Raw genomic sequence first — 15,953 nt, 5'->3', positions numbered from 1 at the left:
ATATGACAGTGACGACAGTGAAACGACCCCAATAAACCGGCCGCCCACCATTGACAAGACCGCAAGGATACCCGGTTTCCCAAAACGCGTCCACCTTGCCCGCCGAAACCCCGTCAGGCCCGCAATTCGTGCGGGTAAACACGCGCCTTCGCGCCGCTCGCCGTGATGTAAACGTTCCGTCTATAATCGTCCGGACTCATTGGATCGCCAGCCATTTTGCCGTTGCACCGCGCTCACAATTCCTAATCACGGAGACGAGGCAAGCATGAGCGAAGCACCCCACGAATCTCCCGTCAAAACCCCCGGGCAGCTGATTGCCGTCGTCATCGCCTCATTCGCGATTCCGATCGCCCTGATCGTCCTGTTTGCCACTTATGCCAACCATGCGTTCCGTTCGGGCGCGGGCACGGATGCGCTATCCGACGAACAGGTCGCCGCGCGGATCGCACCGCTCGCGAAAGTCGACGTGAAGGACGCCAATGCGCCCCGCACGTACAAGACCGGCGAGGAAGTCTACAAGGCCGTGTGCGTGACCTGTCACGGCACGGGCGCCGCCGGCGCGCCGAAGTTCGGCAACAAGGACGACTGGGCACCGCGCATCTCGCAGGGCTTCGACACGCTGCTGAAAACGGCGCTGTCGGGCAAGGGCGCGATGCCGCCGCGCGGCGGCACGAGCCCCGACGACGTGAGCGACTATGAAATCGCGCGTGCGATCGTCTACATGGCGAACAACGACGGCGCGAACTTCCCCGAACCGGCTGCCCCGGCCGCCAATGCGGCACCGGCGGCGAGCGGCGCGGCGGGTGCGGCAGGCGCTTCGGGCGCCGATGCATCGAACGCGCAGGCCGCCGCTGCAATGGCCGCGATCGCCGCGATTCCGAAGGCCGGCGAAAAGCCCGCGGCCGCGCCGGCCAGCGCCGACGCCGCCTCCGCCGGCAAGGCGCTGTACACGCAGGTCTGCCAGGCGTGCCACGCGGCCGGCGTGCTCGGCGCGCCGAAGTTCGGCAGCAAGGAAGACTGGGCGCCGCGCCTGAAGGACTCGATGGATACCGTCTACAACTACGCGCTGCACGGCAAGGGCGCGATGCCGCCGAAGGGCGGGTCGAGCGCGTCCGACGCCGACGTGAAGGCGGCCGTCGACTACATGGTCAACGCGTCGAAGTAACGCCTGCCGGCCAGAAAAAACCCCCGCGGCGCACACGCATCGCGGAGGTTTCGTTTATCCGGATCGCCGGGGCGTCCGTGCGCCGAAGCGCGCCGCCTCACTTCTGCAACAGCGCCTTCAGGCTCGCGAGCCGGTCCTTCGGCGTCATCGGCGCTTCCTCCGGCGTGGGCGGCGGCGCTTCGTCGAGCCCCATCTCGGGAATGAAGCGCGACGGCTCGCACACGACCGTCTCGCGCGCCCGCTTGCGCTTCTTGCACCAGTTCAGGTGGAGGCTGCGCTGCGCGCGCGTGATCGCGACGTACATCAGCCGGCGCTCCTCCTCGATCCGCTCGTTGTCGATCGGGCCGTCGTCCTCGCTGCCGCCGCGGTGCGGCATGATGCCCTCCTCGACGCCGACCAGGAACACGTGCGGATACTCGAGCCCCTTCGACGCATGGACGGTCGACAGCCGCACGGCATCCGGATCCTCGTCCTTGCCTTCGAGCATCGACATCAGCGCGACGGTCTGGATCAGGCCGAGCAGGTTCTTGCCGGTGTCCGCAAGCCCGTCCGCGTTGTGGAAGCCGTCGGCCTCGCCGTCGACGGCTTCGGTCTCGGGCTTGGTGCCCTTGCGCTTCAGCCATTCGAGGAATTCGAGCACGTTCTGCCACTTCGACTGCGCCTGCCGCTCGTCGAACGCGTCGTACAGGTAGGCCTCGTAGTGAATGGCCTCCATCATGTCGTCGAGCACGACGGTCGCGGGCTCCTTGTCCGCGCGATCGGTCAGGCGCTGGATGAAGTCGCAGAACATCCTGAGCGGCTCGACCTGCCGCGCGGACAGCCGCGCCTCGATCCCGCCCATGTACACGGCCTCGAACAGCGACACCTTCGCCTGGCCCGCGAACGAGCCGAGCGCCTCGAGCGTCGTGTTGCCGATGCCGCGGCGCGGCGTCGTGACCGCGCGGATGAACGCGGGATCGTCGTCGGCGTTCGCGATCAGCCGCAGGTACGCGCACAGGTCCTTGATCTCGGCCTTGTCGAAGAACGACTGGCCACCCGACAGCACGTATGGAATCCGCTCGCGCCGCAGCACCTGCTCGAAGATTCGCGCCTGGAAGTTGCCGCGATACAGGATCGCGTAGTCGCGGAACTGCGCGCGCCGCTCGAACTTGTGCGCGGACAGCCGGAACACGACCGATTCGGCCTCATGCTCCTCGTCGTTGCACGGCGTGACGGTGATCGAGTCGCCCATCCCGTGCTCGGACCACAGCTTCTTCTCGAACAGCTTCGGGTTGTTCGCGATCACGTTGTTGGCAGCGGTCAGGATCCGCACCGTCGACCGGTAGTTCTGCTCGAGCTTGATCACGTGCAGCTTCGGGAAGTCCTTGCCGAGCTGCGCGAGGTTCTCGAGCGTTGCGCCGCGCCAGCCGTAGATCGCCTGGTCGTCGTCGCCCACCGCCGTGAACGCGGCGCGCGGGCCGGCGAGCAACTTCAGCAGCTCGTACTGGCACGCGTTGGTGTCCTGGTATTCGTCGATCAGCAGGTAGCGCAGCTTGTTCTGCCAGCGGTCGCGCACCTGCTCGTTCTTCGCGAACAGCTCGGCCGGCAGGCGGATCAGGTCGTCGAAGTCGACCGCCTGGTATGCATGCAGCGTCGCGACGTAGTTGCGGTAGACCAGCGCCGCCTGGTGCTCGTCCTCGTTGGCCGCGATCGTCATCGCCTCCTCGGGCATGATCAGGCCGTTCTTCCACAGCGAGATGGTGCTCTGGATCTTGCGGATCAGGCCCTTGTCGGTGGTGCCGATCTGCTCCTGGATCATCCCGAAGCAGTCGTCCGAATCCATGATCGAGAACTGCGGCTTCAGGCCGACGTGCTCGGCCTCCTGGCGCAGGATCTGCACGCCGAGCGAGTGGAACGTACACACGGTGAGCTGGTTGACGGGCACCTTGCGGCCTTCCTTGCCGGGCGTGGTGAGCGTCTTGCCCTCGAGCAGCTTCGACACGCGCTCGCGCATTTCGGCGGCGGCCTTGTTCGTGAACGTGACGGCCGCGATGTGGCGCGGCTCGAAGCCTTTCGCTTCGATCAGGTGCGCGATCTTCTGCGTGATCACGCGGGTCTTGCCGCTGCCCGCGCCGGCGAGCACGAGGCAGGGACCGTCGAGGTAGCGCACCGCTTCGTTCTGAGCGGAGTTGAGGCCTGCGGACATGATGGCGGATGATGTTGCGGTTGACGGCGAACGCCGGGAGGATGCCGCGCGCGACGGGCCTGGAATGCAGGCGGACACACGGGGCAGGACGCGCATGTTAACACGTCGGCGACGCGCTTTTCGGGAGCGCCGCCGGACGGGGCCGGGCGGGCAGGCGGTCGTTTCTCGGGCGGCGTGTGCCGGCTTTTCGTGCGGGCAAGCTGCCGTTTCGCCTTCTTGTCGGGTTCTTTATCCAGTCCTCGCCGATCCTTGTCCGGACGGCCAATCCGGCCCCATCCACGGCCCGATCGGTCACAATGGGCGGCCGTCGCGGTGGCAAGCCCGCGGCGGGACGCGCCCCCAACGCCGCCCGCGGGGTCGATGCGCGCAGCGCCCGGCGGTCCGACGCAAATTGCCGGCTGCGGCCGCGCACCTGCCGTGTCCTGCCGAGCATTTTGCCGAACGCGTCGGTGTGCGCCGCCGCGCCATGCCAAAATAGCCGGTCGTCCTCGCGCCCCAGCGGCGCGCCCTCTTTTCGTTTCGTACGCAGCCAGGGATTGCCATGTCGTCATTGCTCAGGATTGGTTTGATGGGTTTCGGTTTCGCCGGCGCGACGTTCCACGCGCCGGTGATCGCCACGAGCGGCCGCACCGAGGTCGCCGCGATCGCGACGGGGCAACCCGATCGCGCGCGCGCCGCCTTTCCGGGCGCCCGCATCGTCCCCGATCTCGACACGCTGCTCGGCCTCGACGATATCGACTGCGTGGTGATCGCCACGCCGAACGACACGCACTTCGCGCTCGCGCGCCAGGTGCTCCAGGCCGGCCGCCACGTCGTCGTCGACAAGCCCGTCACGCTCACGGCCGACGAAGCGCTCGCGCTTGCGCGGCTCGCGAACGCGCGCAGCCGCCTGTTCGCACCGTTCCACAACCGCCGCTGGGACGGCGACTTCCTCACCGTGCGCCGCATCGTCGAATCCGGCGAACTCGGCCGGCTCACCTATTTCGCGTCGCACTTCGACCGCTTCCGGCCGACGCCGCGCACGCGCTGGCGCGAGGAGCCCGCGCGCGGCGGCGGCCTGCTGCTCGATCTCGGCCCGCACCTGATCGATCAGGCGCTCGCGTTGTTCGGGCTGCCGGAAACGGTCAGCGCAACGGTCAAGACACGCCGCGACAACGGCACGGCGCCCGATTTCGTGCACCTGCTGCTCGGCTATCCGGACAAGGACGTCGCGCTGCATGCGAGCGCGCTGTCGGCGATCGAGCCCGCGCGCTTCACGCTGCACGGCACGCGCGGCAGCTACCAGAAGTTCGGGCTCGACACGCAGGAAGACCAGTTGAAGGCCGGCCTCACGCCGGATCACGTCGAGTTCGGCGGCGGCAACCCGCCCGGCGTGCTGCGCGTGCTCGACGGCGAGGTCGAGGTCGAGCGGCCTGTGCCGACGCTCGACGGGCAGTACGCGGAGTTCTATCGCGCGCTCGCCGCGTCGGTCCACGACGGCGCGCCGTTCCCGGTCACGCCGCAGGACGCAGTCGACGTGATGACGATCATCGAGCTCGCCGCGCAGAGCGAGCACGAAGGCCGCCGGGTACCGTTCGTGCGTCGCACCGTCTGACGGCCGCCGGCCGGGTCGTCGCCCCGGCCGCAGCCGCCACCTCGCGCCGCGCCGCGCCCGGCTGCGCGCCCCCGTCAGCCGCCACGGCGCCACGATCCCGAACATTCCGTTACAAATGGTGCGGGAACGAAAGTCAGCGGTCGTCCGGTCTGACGCGTTTCTCAAAAAGTCGATCCGACACCAAACCGTCAGGAGAATGTGATGCAACGGTTGATTCGCGCAGCGGCATGCTGCGTCCTGGTTTCCTCGCTCGCGGCCTGCGTCGTGCAGCCGCAGCGGCCGGCCCGACAGGCGCCCCCGCCCCCGCCGCGGCCGAATCCGCAGGTCGTCGCGAACGATCGCCTGCAGGAGGTCCAGGGCCGGATCGACAACCTGCACCGGCGCATCGACGCGCGCGTGAACGGCGGCTACTACCCGCCGCCGTACGGCGCGCAGCTGCACCACCGCCTCGACGTGATCCGCCAGGAAGCGAACGACATGTCGGGCCAGCACAACGGCGGCCTGTCCGGCGACGAGCAGCGCGTGCTGAACCAGGAACTCGACACGGCCGCGCGGGCGATCGGCGAGTAACCGCGGCCATGCCGGCGCCCGCCGGTGCCGGCAGAAGCGGCGGCGCCGCACGCCGCCGCTTGTCGCGAAGCGACATTCTTTTGCTCAAATTGACAATGCCCACCCGCTCGCGTACAGTCGCCCGCACGCGTCGGGAGAGCGTGTGACCGCGTAGCAGCAACGCCGGTCGCGCCGCCGAAGGGGCACACCCGCAAACTCTCAGGCAAAAGGACCGACCGCGTCGGGGAATCCCGTCCGCGCATTGCGCGGGCCGCACTCCCCGCACTCTGGAGAGCGGCAGTAGCCCGCAGCACATTGGCTGCGCGGGCAGGCTGCCCACCGAAGGGGCGCGCGTTCGCCGGCTCGTGGCCGCGGCGCAATCTCTCAGGTATCGAGGACAGAGGGGCATGTACCGGATCGTTTCGCAGGCCCCAAGGCCGCGACGGTCGGCACATGGCCGTTCTGACCCGCGCGCAAGCGCCTTGCCTGAGGCCTCGATGACTGCACTGAATCAAACCCCGCTCAACGCCGCGCACCGCGCGCTCAATGCCCGCATGGTCGACTTCGGCGGCTGGGACATGCCCGTCAACTACGGCTCGCAGATCGAAGAACACGAAGCCGTGCGCACCGACGCCGGCATGTTCGACGTGTCGCACATGTGCGTCGTCGATTTCACCGGCAGCCGCGTGCGCGCGTTCTTCGAGCACGCGATCGCGAACAACGTCGGCAAGCTCAAGATCCCCGGCAAGGCGCTCTACTCGTGCCTGCTCAATCCGCAGGGCGGCGTCATCGACGACCTGATCGTCTATTACTTCACCGAAGACTTCTTCCGCGTCGTCGTCAACGCCGGCACGGCCGAGAAGGACATCGCGTGGTTCAACCAGCTCAACGAACAAGGCGGCTACGGCCTGACCATCGCGCCGCGCCGCGATTTCGCGATCGTCGCCGTTCAGGGCCCGAACGCCCGTGAAAAGGTCTGGACGACGGTGCCCGCCGCGCGCGCCGCGACCAGCGAGCTGAAGCCGTTCAACGCCGCGCAGGTCGCCGGCACGCCGTTCGGCGACCTCACCGTCGCGCGCACCGGCTACACCGGCGAAGACGGCTTCGAGGTGATCGTCCCGGCCGTGCACGTCGTAGCGCTGTGGAACGCGCTGCAGCAAAACGGCGTGCGCCCGTGCGGGCTTGGCGCGCGCGACACGCTGCGCCTCGAGGCCGGCATGAACCTGTACGGCCAGGACATGGACGACACCGTCTCCCCGCTCGACGCGGGCCTCGCATGGACGGTCGACCTGTCGGCGCCGCGCGAGTTCGTCGGCCGCGCCGCGCTCGAGGCAAACGGCACGCGCGCCGCGTTCGTCGGCCTGATCCTGCAGAAGGAAAACGGCAAGGCGGGCGGCGTGCTGCGCGCGCACCAGAAGGTCGTCACGCCGCACGGCGAAGGCGAGATCACGAGCGGCACGTTCTCGCCGTCGATGCAGGAGTCGATCGCATTCGCGCGCGTGCCGGCGGCCGTCCAGGTCGGCGACACGGTCCACGTGCAGATTCGAGACAAGCAACTTCCCGCGCGCGTGGTAAAACTGCCGTTCGTGCGCAACGGCAAGGTCCTCGCTGCGTAACGACCGGGAGGCGACCGGGAGGCCGCCTGCCGCGAAGCCGGGAAATGGCGCCCGGCGCAACCACACCCGGCGCGCCCCGGCGGCGCGCCAGCATAACGAACACACCCTTTTATCCAGGAGCATCCGATGAGCAACGTCCCGGCCGATCTGAAGTACACCGACGAACACGAGTGGGTCCGCACCGAAGCCGACGGCACGCTGACGGTCGGCATCACCGATCACGCGCAGAGCACGCTCGGCGACATCGTCTTCCTCGAGCTGCCGCAAGTCGGCAAGTCGGTGAACGCGGGCGACGCCGTCGGCGTCGTCGAATCGGTGAAGGCGGCATCCGACATCTACTCGCCGGTGTCCGGCGAAGTCGTCGCCATCAACGAAGAAGCCGCCGACTCGCCGGAAGAAGTGAACAGCGACGCATACGGCGTGTGGCTCTTCAAGATCAAGCTCGCGGCCGGCGCCTCGACCGACAAGCTGATCGACGCTGACGCCTACAGCAAGCTGATCGACTAATTTTCCTTACCCGAACCGCGCGGGGCCGGCCTCGGCCCGCGCGGGACCAGAGTCACGCCATGAAGCTCGAACACCCGGACCGCCTGATGAACCGCACGCCCCTCTCGCTCGCCGCGCTCGAAACGCACGACGCGTTCGCAGAACGCCACATCGGCCCCGATGCCGCCAGCCAGCAGGCCATGCTCGACACGCTCGGCTTCGCGTCGCGCGCCGCCCTGATCGACGCCGTGATCCCGGCCTCGATCCGCCGCGCCGAAACGCTGCCGCTCGGCCCGTTCGCGCAACCGAAGAGCGAGGCCGAAGCCCTCGCCGCGCTGCGCGCCCTGGCGGACAAGAACCAGGTGTTCCGCTCGTATATCGGCCAGGGCTATTACGACTCGCACACGCCGGCCGTGATCCTGCGCAACGTGCTCGAAAACCCGGCGTGGTACACGGCCTACACGCCGTACCAGCCCGAAATTTCCCAGGGTCGCCTCGAGGCGCTCCTGAACTTCCAGCAGATGGTCGCCGACCTCACGGGCCTCGCGATCTCGAACGCATCGCTGCTGGACGAAGCAACCGCCGCGGCCGAAGCGATGACGCTGCTGCAGCGCACCGGCAAGCCGGCGTCGAACGTGTTCTACGTCGCCGACGACGTGCTGCCGCAGACGCTCGAAGTGATCCGCACGCGCGCGCTGCCGATCGGCATCGAGGTCAAGACGGGCCCGGCGGCCGACGCCGCGCAGGCGAACGCGTTCGGCGTGCTGCTCCAGTACCCGGGCGTGTACGGCGACGTGCGCGACTACCGCGCGCTGACGGAAGCGATCCACGCGGCCGGCGGCCATGTGGTCGTCGCGGCCGACCTGCTCGCACTGACCGTGCTGACGCCGCCCGGCGAATGGGGCGCGGACGTCGCGGTCGGCAACACGCAGCGCTTCGGCGTGCCGATGGGCTTCGGCGGCCCGCACGCCGCTTACATGGCCGTGCGTGACGAATTCAAGCGCCAGATGCCGGGCCGCCTGGTCGGCGTGACCGTCGACGCGCAGGGCAAGCCCGCGCTGCGCCTCGCGCTGCAGACGCGCGAACAGCACATCCGCCGCGAGAAGGCGACGTCGAACGTGTGTACCGCGCAGGCGCTGCTCGCGATCATGGCGAGCATGTACGCGGTCTACCATGGCCCGCACGGCCTGAAGACGATCGCGCTGCGCGTGAACCGCATCGCGGCGCTGTTCGCCGCCGGCGTGAAGCAGCTCGGCTTCGCGACCGTCAACGACACGTTCTTCGACACGCTGACGATCGATACCGGCGCACGCACCGCGCAGGTCCACGAATTCGCGAAGGCCAAGCGCATCAACCTGCGTCGCGTGAGCGACACGCAAGTCGGCGTGTCGGTAGACGAAACGACGACCCGCGACGACCTCGCCGATCTCCTCGCCGTATTCGCGCAGGCCGCGGGCGGCACCGCGCCGGCCGTGGACGCGCTGGACGCGGGCCTCGGCGGCGTCGCCGTGCTGCCGGCCGGCCTCGAGCGCACGAGCGCGTACCTGACGCACCACGTGTTCAACCGCCACCATTCCGAAACCGAAATGCTGCGCTACCTGCGCAGCCTGTCGGACAAGGATCTCGCGCTCGACCGCTCGATGATCCCGCTCGGTTCGTGCACGATGAAGCTGAACGCGACGTCGGAAATGCTGCCGGTCACGTGGCCCGAATTCGGCCGGATCCATCCGTTCGCGCCGGCCGAGCAGACCGTCGGCTACCGCGAGATGATCGACCAGCTCGAGCAGATGCTCGTCGCCGCGACCGGCTATGCGGCCGTGTCGCTGCAGCCGAACGCCGGCTCGCAGGGCGAATACGCGGGCCTCTTGATCATCCACGCATACCACGCATCGCGCGGCGAAGCGCATCGCGACGTATGCCTGATCCCGGCCTCCGCGCACGGCACGAACCCGGCGTCGGCGCACATGGCCGGCATGAAGGTCGTGGTCGTCGCGTGCGACGCGCAAGGCAACGTCGACATCGCCGACCTGAAGGCGAAGGCCGAGCAGCACGCGAACGATCTCGCGGCGATCATGATCACGTATCCGTCGACGCACGGCGTGTTCGAGCAGAACGTCCGCGAGATCTGCGAGATCGTGCATGCGCACGGCGGCCAGGTGTACGTCGACGGCGCGAACATGAACGCGATGGTCGGCCTGACCGCGCCGGGCCAGTTCGGCGGCGACGTGTCGCACCTGAACCTGCACAAGACCTTCTGCATCCCGCACGGCGGCGGCGGCCCGGGCGTCGGCCCGGTCGCGGTCGGCGCGCACCTCGCGAAGTTCCTGCCGAACCAGCGTTCGACCGGCTACGCGCGTGCGGAAGACGGCATCGGCGCGGTGTCGGCCGCGCCGTACGGCTCGGCGTCGATCCTGCCGATCTCGTGGATGTACATCGCGATGATGGGCGCGAAGAACCTGACCGCCGCGACGGAAACCGCGATCCTCAACGCGAACTACATCGCGAAGCGCCTCGCGCCGCACTATCCGGTGCTGTATTCGGGCCCGGGCGGGCTGGTCGCGCACGAGTGCATTCTCGACCTGCGCCCGCTCAAGGAAACGAGCGGCATCAGCGTCGACGACGTCGCGAAGCGCCTGATGGACTACGGCTTCCATGCGCCGACGATGAGCTTCCCGGTGCCGGGCACGCTGATGGTCGAGCCGACGGAATCGGAATCGCAGGAAGAACTCGACCGCTTCATCGCCGCGATGATCGCGATCCGCGAGGAAATCCGTGCCGTCGAGGAAGGCCGCGCCGACCGCGAGGACAACCCGCTGCGTCACGCGCCGCACACGGCAGCCGTCGTCACCGCGAACGAATGGCCGCACGCGTACTCGCGCGAGCAGGCGGCGTACCCGGTCGCGTCGCTCGGCACGAACAAGTATTGGCCGCCGGTCGGCCGTGCGGACAACGCCTACGGCGACCGCAACCTGTTCTGCTCGTGCGTGCCGGTGTCGGACTACGCATAACGCTGCCCGCGCTCCGGAGTCCGGCCGTGACCACACCGCACGCAACCCTCGGTTGCGTGCGGTTTTTGCGTCCGCTGCCTGCCCGATCGATTCACGCTTGCCCGCCAATCCGGCTAACATCACACGCGATCCAGCCAATCAAGGAGTTCCGCATGGTGCGTCCGATGTTTCCGGGCCAGGGTGCCACGCAGGAGCGGCCGCGCACGCGCCGCGTCGTGCCGCTGCTCGTCGCGTCGCTGTCGTTGGCCGCCGGCCTCGGCACGGCCGGCAGCGCGCGCGCGGCGATGAATTTCTGCGCGGCGCCCGCGTTGCAGGCGAGCGAGACGACGCAGGCCGAGCCGGGCGTGCAGGCACTGATCCGCAGCGTCGACGCGCGCATCGGCGAGCAGCCGAAGGCAATGGCGCGCGTGCACACCGAGGGCACGCTGCCGCACGAAGGCATCTACGACCAGAGCGTCGATGCGCTGAAGGACATGGAGCTGATGCGCGATGCCGCGCTCGCGTGGCGCGTGACCAATGCGCCGCGCTACCTGCAGCTCGTCGACCGCTTCCTGTCCGCGTGGGTGTCGACCTATCAGCCGGGCTTCAACCCGATCGACGAGACGCGCTTCGACAGCCTGATCATCGCGTACGACATGACGGCGAGCGCGCTGCCGGTCAAGACGCGTAACGCGACGGCGGCGTTCATCGCGAAGCTCGGCGCCGGTTACGTCGCGCAGATCGACGCACAGAAGCGCCCGCTCGCCGGCACCTGGCGCAACAACTGGCAGAGCCACCGGATCAAGCTGATCGCGCTGTCCGCGTTCACGCTCGGCGACCGCAAGATGATGAACGCCGCGCAGCGGCTGTTCGTCGAGCATCTCGCCGACAACATCGGCCCGGACGGCAAGACCTGGGATTTCGAGGAACGCGATGCGCTGCATTACGCGGTGTACGACTTGCAACCGCTGGTGACGGCCGCGCTCGCCGCGCGCCGCTTCAACCGCAACTGGCTGCGCGAGCGCGGCGCGAACGGCGCGACGCTCGCGGCCGCGCTCGACTGGCTCGTGCCGTACGCGCTCGGCGAGAAAACGCACGAGGAATTCGTGAATTCGCCGGTGCCGTTCGACGCGAAGCGCCGCGAGGCCGGCTTGCCGGGTTATACGGGGCAGTGGGACCCGAAAAACGCCACCGAACTCTTTCATCTGGCCGCGCGTCTCGACGGGCGCTATGCGCGCGTCGCGCGGCAACTCTCCCCCATGCCGCCCGCATGGCTCGCCGCGTGCCTGCCATTGCAGGCGCGCTAGCATTATTCTTAAAGCAAGGCAGGTATCAAGATGGCAGTCAGCGTGTTTGACCTCTTCAAGATCGGCATCGGCCCGTCCAGTTCGCATACGGTCGGACCGATGCGCGCGGCGCTGATGTTCGTGCAGGGCCTCGAGCGAGACGGGATGCTCGACGCGACGGCCAGTGTGAAGGTCGAGCTGTACGGCTCGCTCGGCGCGACCGGCAAGGGCCACGGCACCGACCGCGGCGTGATGCTCGGCCTGCTCGGCGACGCGCCCGACACCGTCGATCCCGAGACGATCGACGCGCGTCTGGAAGATGTCCGCAAATCGAAGAAGCTCGCGCTGCTCGGCACGCATCCGGTGCCGTTCGTGCTGAAGGAGAACATCGCGTTCTACCGGCAGGCGCTGCCCGAACACCCGAACGGCATGAAGCTGCGCGCGTCCGACGCGAACGGCGACGTGCTGGTCGAGCGCACCTACCTGTCCGTCGGCGGCGGCTTCGTCGTGACGGCCGGTGCGCCGAACACGAAGGTGCTGAGCGCGGCCGAGCAGATGACGCATCCGTTCCGCACCGGCGCCGAGCTGCTCGCGCTGACCGAGTCGACCGGCAAGTCGATCGCGCAGCTGATGTGGGAAAACGAGCGCGCGTGGCACACCGAGGAAGAGACGCGCGACGGGCTGCTGAAGATCTGGGCCGTGATGCAGTCGTGCGTGTCGCGCGGCTGCGGGATCGGCAACCCGGAAGCCGACGGCAACCTGCCCGGCCCGTTCCAGGTCAAGCGCCGTGCGCCGCAGCTGTATCGTGCGCTGACCGGCCATCCGGAGCGCGCGCTGCAGGATCCGCTGTCGATGGTCGACTGGATCAACCTGTATGCGATCGCGGTCAACGAGGAAAACGCGGCCGGCGGCCGCGTCGTCACCGCGCCGACCAACGGCGCGGCCGGCATCATCCCGGCCGTGCTGCACTACTACACGCGCTTCACGCCGGGCGCGAACGAACAGGGCGTGATCGACTTCCTGCTGACCGCCGCCGCGATCGGCATCCTGTACAAGCTCAACGCGTCGATTTCGGGTGCGGAAGTGGGCTGCCAGGGCGAAGTGGGCGTCGCGTGCTCGATGGCGGCCGGCGCGCTCGCGGCCGTGCTCGGCGGCACGCCGCGCCAGGTCGAGAACGCGGCCGAGATCGGGATGGAGCACAACCTCGGCCTCACCTGCGACCCGGTCGGCGGGATGGTGCAGATCCCGTGCATCGAGCGCAACGCGATGGCGTCGGTGAAGGCGGTCAACGCGGCGCGCATGGCGCTGCGCGGCGACGGCTCGCACTACGTGTCGCTCGACTCGGTGATCAAGACGATGCGCGAGACGGGCGCCGACATGAAGACGAAGTACAAGGAAACGTCGCGCGGCGGGCTGGCGGTGAATATCGTCGAGTGCTGATGCAGGGTCCGGCGGTCATGCGGGTGGATCGATATCACGCATGACCGTCGGACACCATCACCGCCATCAATCGTTCAGCCAGTTCTCCAGCCGCAATCCCGGATAGCTGACGAAATCCCGCTCGTTGTTGGTCACGAGCGCGACGTCGAGCGACACCGCATGCGCGGCGATCAGCTTGTCGAGATGATCCTTCTTCCGCTGCTCGACGCCGACTTGCGGATATCGGGCATCACGGCCACTGCCGTCGCGCATGCAGCACGCGGAGGATCTCGACGATCCCCTCAGCCGGTCTGATGCGATACACGAGCACGTGGTTCGGCGCGACCACCAGTTCGCGCGTGCCTGCCACTCGCCCTTGCCGATACAGCTCTGCACGGGCCGGCAACGTGGCGGCCCTTTGTTCCAGCGGTTCGTCGAGTTCGATTGCGGCCTGCGGGTCGTCCTCGCCGATGTAGTCCATGATCGCGGCGCGATCCTCGTACGCCTTCGGATTCCAGTGCAGCGCGAAGGTCAAGAAGCATCCCCTCGCCTGCCCGCGAGCCGTTCACGCAGCGCCGCACGGCGCGACGCGAAGTCGGCGCTCACCTCCGCGTCGGGAATCGACGCGCGCGGATCGTCCAGCGCCTGCTGCACCTGCTCGCGAAACCAGCGATCGTGGGCCGCCGCCTCGTGTGCCGCCCTCATCGCGGCCGCCCGATCGGGCCCGGTCGCCCGGCCGGCCGCATCCGGGTCGAACTCCGACGCATCCACATCGAAACGGCTGATGCCGATGTCGCGCAAAAAGCCGACCAGCGTTTCAAAGCGGCGAAACACCCGCACGTCGCGTGCAACATCCACGCCCCCGAGCTCCCCGCGTTCCGACACTTTTCATCGGCCAGCGTGCCGGCGCCCCGACAACAGGCGTAATCTGTACATCCCGCTACCCAGGGAGACGGCAGCCCATGTCGCATTCCAAGGATCTCGAGCCGCGCGCCACCACCGGCGCGCGACTGCTCGTCGATGCGTTGCTCGCCAATCACGTCGAACGCGTGTTCTGCGTGCCGGGCGAGAGCTTTCTCGCCGTACTCGATGCGCTGGCGGACGACACCGCGCGGATCCAGACGGTCGTCTGCCGCCACGAAGCGGCGGCCGCGAACATGGCGGAAGCGGTCGGCAAGCTGACCGGCCGCCCCGGCATCGCGTTCGTCACGCGCGGGCCCGGCGCGACCCACGCGTCGATCGGCGTGCACACCGCATTCCAGGATTCGACGCCGATGATCCTGTTCGTCGGCCAGTGCGCGCGCGAGCACCTCGACCGCGAAGCCTTCCAGGAAATCGACTACCGCCGGATGTTCGGCCAGATGGCGAAATGGGTCGCGCAGATCGACGACCCGCGCCGCATTCCCGAATACCTGAGCCATGCCTTCCACGTCGCGACGTCCGGCCGGCCCGGCCCGGTCGTGCTCGCGCTGCCCGAGGACGTGCTGTCCGACGCGTGCGCGCCGCAGCCCGTCGTGCCGGCCGCGAAACGCGTCGCGGCGTCGCCGTCGGCCGCGCAGGTCGACGAGCTGCGCGAACGGCTCGCGCGCGCCGAGCGGCCGTTCGCGATCGTCGGCGGCAGCGGCTGGACGCCCGACGCATGCGCGAACCTGCGCACCTTCGTCGAGCGCTGGCAACTGCCGGTCGCGTGCGCGTTCCGCTTCCAGGACACCTTCGACAACGCGCACCCGAACTACGCGGGCGACGTCGGCCTCGGGATCAATCCCGCGCTCGCCAAGCGGATCCGCGACACCGACCTGCTGCTGGTGCTCGGCCCGCGTCTCGGCGAAGCGACGACGGGCGGCTACACGCTGCTCGACATCCCGAAGACGCGCCAGACCCTGATCCACGTGCACCAGGGCGCGGACGAGCTCGGCCGCGTGTATGCGGCCGACCTGCCGATCGTGTCCGGGATGCCGGAAATCGCGGCGGCGCTCGCGGCGCTCGAACCGCCGGCGCACCCCGTGTGGGCCGGCACGGCCGCCGACGCGCACCGCGCGTACCGCGAATGGCACGCGCCGCTGCCGATGCCCGGCGACGTCCAGCTCGGCGACGTGATGGTGCAGTTGCGCGAGCGCCTGCCGCACGACGCGATCCTGACCAACGGCGCCGGCAACTACGCGATCTGGCTGCATCGCCACTTCGCGTACCGGCACTTTCGCTCGCAGCTCGCGCCGACCAGCGGCGCGATGGGCTACGGGCTGCCCGCGGCGCTCGCCGCGAAGTCGCTGTATCCGTCGCGGGCCGTCGTCGCGCTCGCCGGCGACGGCTGCTTCATGATGGCCGGCAACGAACTCGCGACCGCGATGCAGTACGGGCTGAACATCGTCGCCATCGTCGTCAACAACGGGCATTTCGGCACGATCCGCATGCATCAGGAGCGCAACTATCCGGGGCGCGTGCACGGCACCGGGCTCACGAACCCCGATTTCGCCGCGTATGCGCGCGCGTTCGGCGCGCATGGCGAGACGGTCGAGCGCACCGCCGACTTCGCGCCGGCACTGGAGCGCGCACTGACCTGCGGGCTGCCGGCGCTGATCGAGATCCGCATCCCGCAGGACGCCAGCACGCCGGCCGCGACGCTCGAGCAGATCCGCGAGCAGGGCCGCCGCGCACGCGGCGCGTGA

Annotated in this window: 11 protein-coding genes, 2 pseudogenes and 2 riboswitches; of the genes and pseudogenes, 9 read left to right on the top strand and 4 right to left on the bottom strand. The window is 68.7% G+C overall.

Annotated features, from left to right (window positions below):
* Positions 1-265: 265 nt before the first annotated feature.
* Positions 266-1,165 carry a cytochrome c5 family protein gene (locus tag DID98_RS21275; RefSeq protein ID WP_124571376.1) on the top strand — a complete coding sequence of 300 codons (900 nt, stop codon included), beginning with the start codon at positions 266-268 and terminating at the stop codon, positions 1,163-1,165.
* A 97-nt stretch (positions 1,166-1,262) separates the two neighbouring features.
* Here DID98_RS21275 and DID98_RS21270 read toward each other — a convergent pair whose 3' ends face one another.
* On the bottom strand, positions 1,263-3,350 hold the full coding sequence (locus DID98_RS21270; RefSeq protein WP_124486852.1) for a UvrD-helicase domain-containing protein: 2,088 nt from the start codon (positions 3,348-3,350) through the stop codon (positions 1,263-1,265).
* A 541-nt stretch (positions 3,351-3,891) separates the two neighbouring features.
* On the opposite strand from DID98_RS21270, the gene DID98_RS21265 reads away from it, so the two are divergent.
* From DID98_RS21265 to DID98_RS21235, 7 genes are all read left to right on the top strand, one after another.
* Positions 3,892-4,944, top strand: coding sequence for an oxidoreductase (locus DID98_RS21265; protein WP_044848371.1), 1,053 nt, complete (start codon positions 3,892-3,894; stop codon positions 4,942-4,944).
* A gap of 201 nt (positions 4,945-5,145) precedes the next feature.
* Positions 5,146-5,514 carry a hypothetical protein gene (locus DID98_RS21260; RefSeq protein WP_044848372.1) on the top strand — a complete coding sequence of 123 codons (369 nt, stop codon included), beginning with the start codon at positions 5,146-5,148 and terminating at the stop codon, positions 5,512-5,514.
* Between the two features lie 121 nt (positions 5,515-5,635).
* A riboswitch (glycine riboswitch) is annotated at positions 5,636-5,739 on the top strand.
* A gap of 31 nt (positions 5,740-5,770) precedes the next feature.
* Positions 5,771-5,904: riboswitch (glycine riboswitch) on the top strand.
* An 86-nt stretch (positions 5,905-5,990) separates the two neighbouring features.
* The gene (gene gcvT, locus DID98_RS21255) at positions 5,991-7,109 is read left to right on the top strand and encodes a glycine cleavage system aminomethyltransferase GcvT (RefSeq protein WP_124520466.1); all 1,119 of its coding nucleotides are present in this window, start codon (positions 5,991-5,993) and stop codon (positions 7,107-7,109) included.
* A 126-nt stretch (positions 7,110-7,235) separates the two neighbouring features.
* Positions 7,236-7,616, top strand: a complete 381-nt coding sequence (gcvH, locus tag DID98_RS21250) for a glycine cleavage system protein GcvH (RefSeq protein ID WP_044848374.1) — start codon at positions 7,236-7,238, stop codon at positions 7,614-7,616.
* A 59-nt stretch (positions 7,617-7,675) separates the two neighbouring features.
* Positions 7,676-10,603 (top strand): aminomethyl-transferring glycine dehydrogenase, encoded by a 2,928-nt coding sequence (gene gcvP, locus DID98_RS21245; RefSeq protein ID WP_124486850.1) that lies wholly within the window; start codon positions 7,676-7,678, stop codon positions 10,601-10,603.
* Between the two features lie 152 nt (positions 10,604-10,755).
* Positions 10,756-11,889 carry an alginate lyase family protein gene (locus tag DID98_RS21240; protein WP_124571375.1) on the top strand — a complete coding sequence of 378 codons (1,134 nt, stop codon included), beginning with the start codon at positions 10,756-10,758 and terminating at the stop codon, positions 11,887-11,889.
* Between the two features lie 30 nt (positions 11,890-11,919).
* Complete coding sequence (locus DID98_RS21235) at positions 11,920-13,308, top strand: L-serine ammonia-lyase (protein ID WP_124486848.1); 1,389 nt, start codon at positions 11,920-11,922, stop codon at positions 13,306-13,308.
* Between the two features lie 66 nt (positions 13,309-13,374).
* Here the strand turns inward: DID98_RS21235 and DID98_RS21230 are convergent.
* The 3 genes and pseudogenes from DID98_RS21230 to DID98_RS21220 form a co-directional block, all read right to left on the bottom strand.
* A pseudogene (locus DID98_RS21230) lies at positions 13,375-13,509 on the bottom strand (VapC toxin family PIN domain ribonuclease); the annotation flags it as partial.
* Positions 13,510-13,537: 28 nt separating this feature from the next.
* Entirely contained in the window at positions 13,538-13,822 is a 285-nt protein-coding gene (locus DID98_RS21225; protein WP_124486847.1) for a type II toxin-antitoxin system RelE/ParE family toxin, read from the bottom strand.
* Positions 13,819-14,130 (bottom strand): annotated as a pseudogene (locus DID98_RS21220) (hypothetical protein); the annotation flags it as partial. The pseudogene DID98_RS21220 and the gene DID98_RS21225, both read right to left, overlap by 4 nt.
* A 119-nt stretch (positions 14,131-14,249) precedes the next feature.
* On the opposite strand from DID98_RS21220, the gene DID98_RS21215 reads away from it, so the two are divergent.
* Positions 14,250-15,953, top strand: coding sequence for a thiamine pyrophosphate-binding protein (locus DID98_RS21215; protein ID WP_124571374.1), 1,704 nt, complete (start codon positions 14,250-14,252; stop codon positions 15,951-15,953).

Origin of the sequence: Burkholderia sp. Bp8984, from assembly GCF_003853755.1 — a bacterium.
Lineage (GTDB): Bacteria > Pseudomonadota > Gammaproteobacteria > Burkholderiales > Burkholderiaceae > Burkholderia.
Note: the sequence above shows the minus strand (reverse complement) of the source record. Positions and strands in the feature narration are given on the sequence as shown.

Excerpts from the sequence above, each read along its gene's own strand:
- DID98_RS21275 (WP_124571376.1), top strand. The coding sequence starts at position 266 with ATGAGCGAAGCACCCCACGAATCTCCCGTCAAAACCCCCGGGCAGCTG.
- DID98_RS21270 (WP_124486852.1), bottom strand. The coding sequence starts at position 3,350 with ATGTCCGCAGGCCTCAACTCCGCTCAGAACGAAGCGGTGCGCTACCTC.
- DID98_RS21265 (WP_044848371.1), top strand. The coding sequence starts at position 3,892 with ATGTCGTCATTGCTCAGGATTGGTTTGATGGGTTTCGGTTTCGCCGGC.
- DID98_RS21260 (WP_044848372.1), top strand. The coding sequence starts at position 5,146 with ATGCAACGGTTGATTCGCGCAGCGGCATGCTGCGTCCTGGTTTCCTCG.
- gcvT (WP_124520466.1), top strand. The coding sequence starts at position 5,991 with ATGACTGCACTGAATCAAACCCCGCTCAACGCCGCGCACCGCGCGCTC.
- gcvH (WP_044848374.1), top strand. The coding sequence starts at position 7,236 with ATGAGCAACGTCCCGGCCGATCTGAAGTACACCGACGAACACGAGTGG.
- gcvP (WP_124486850.1), top strand. The coding sequence starts at position 7,676 with ATGAAGCTCGAACACCCGGACCGCCTGATGAACCGCACGCCCCTCTCG.
- DID98_RS21240 (WP_124571375.1), top strand. The coding sequence starts at position 10,756 with ATGGTGCGTCCGATGTTTCCGGGCCAGGGTGCCACGCAGGAGCGGCCG.
- DID98_RS21235 (WP_124486848.1), top strand. The coding sequence starts at position 11,920 with ATGGCAGTCAGCGTGTTTGACCTCTTCAAGATCGGCATCGGCCCGTCC.
- DID98_RS21215 (WP_124571374.1), top strand. The coding sequence starts at position 14,250 with ATGTCGCATTCCAAGGATCTCGAGCCGCGCGCCACCACCGGCGCGCGA.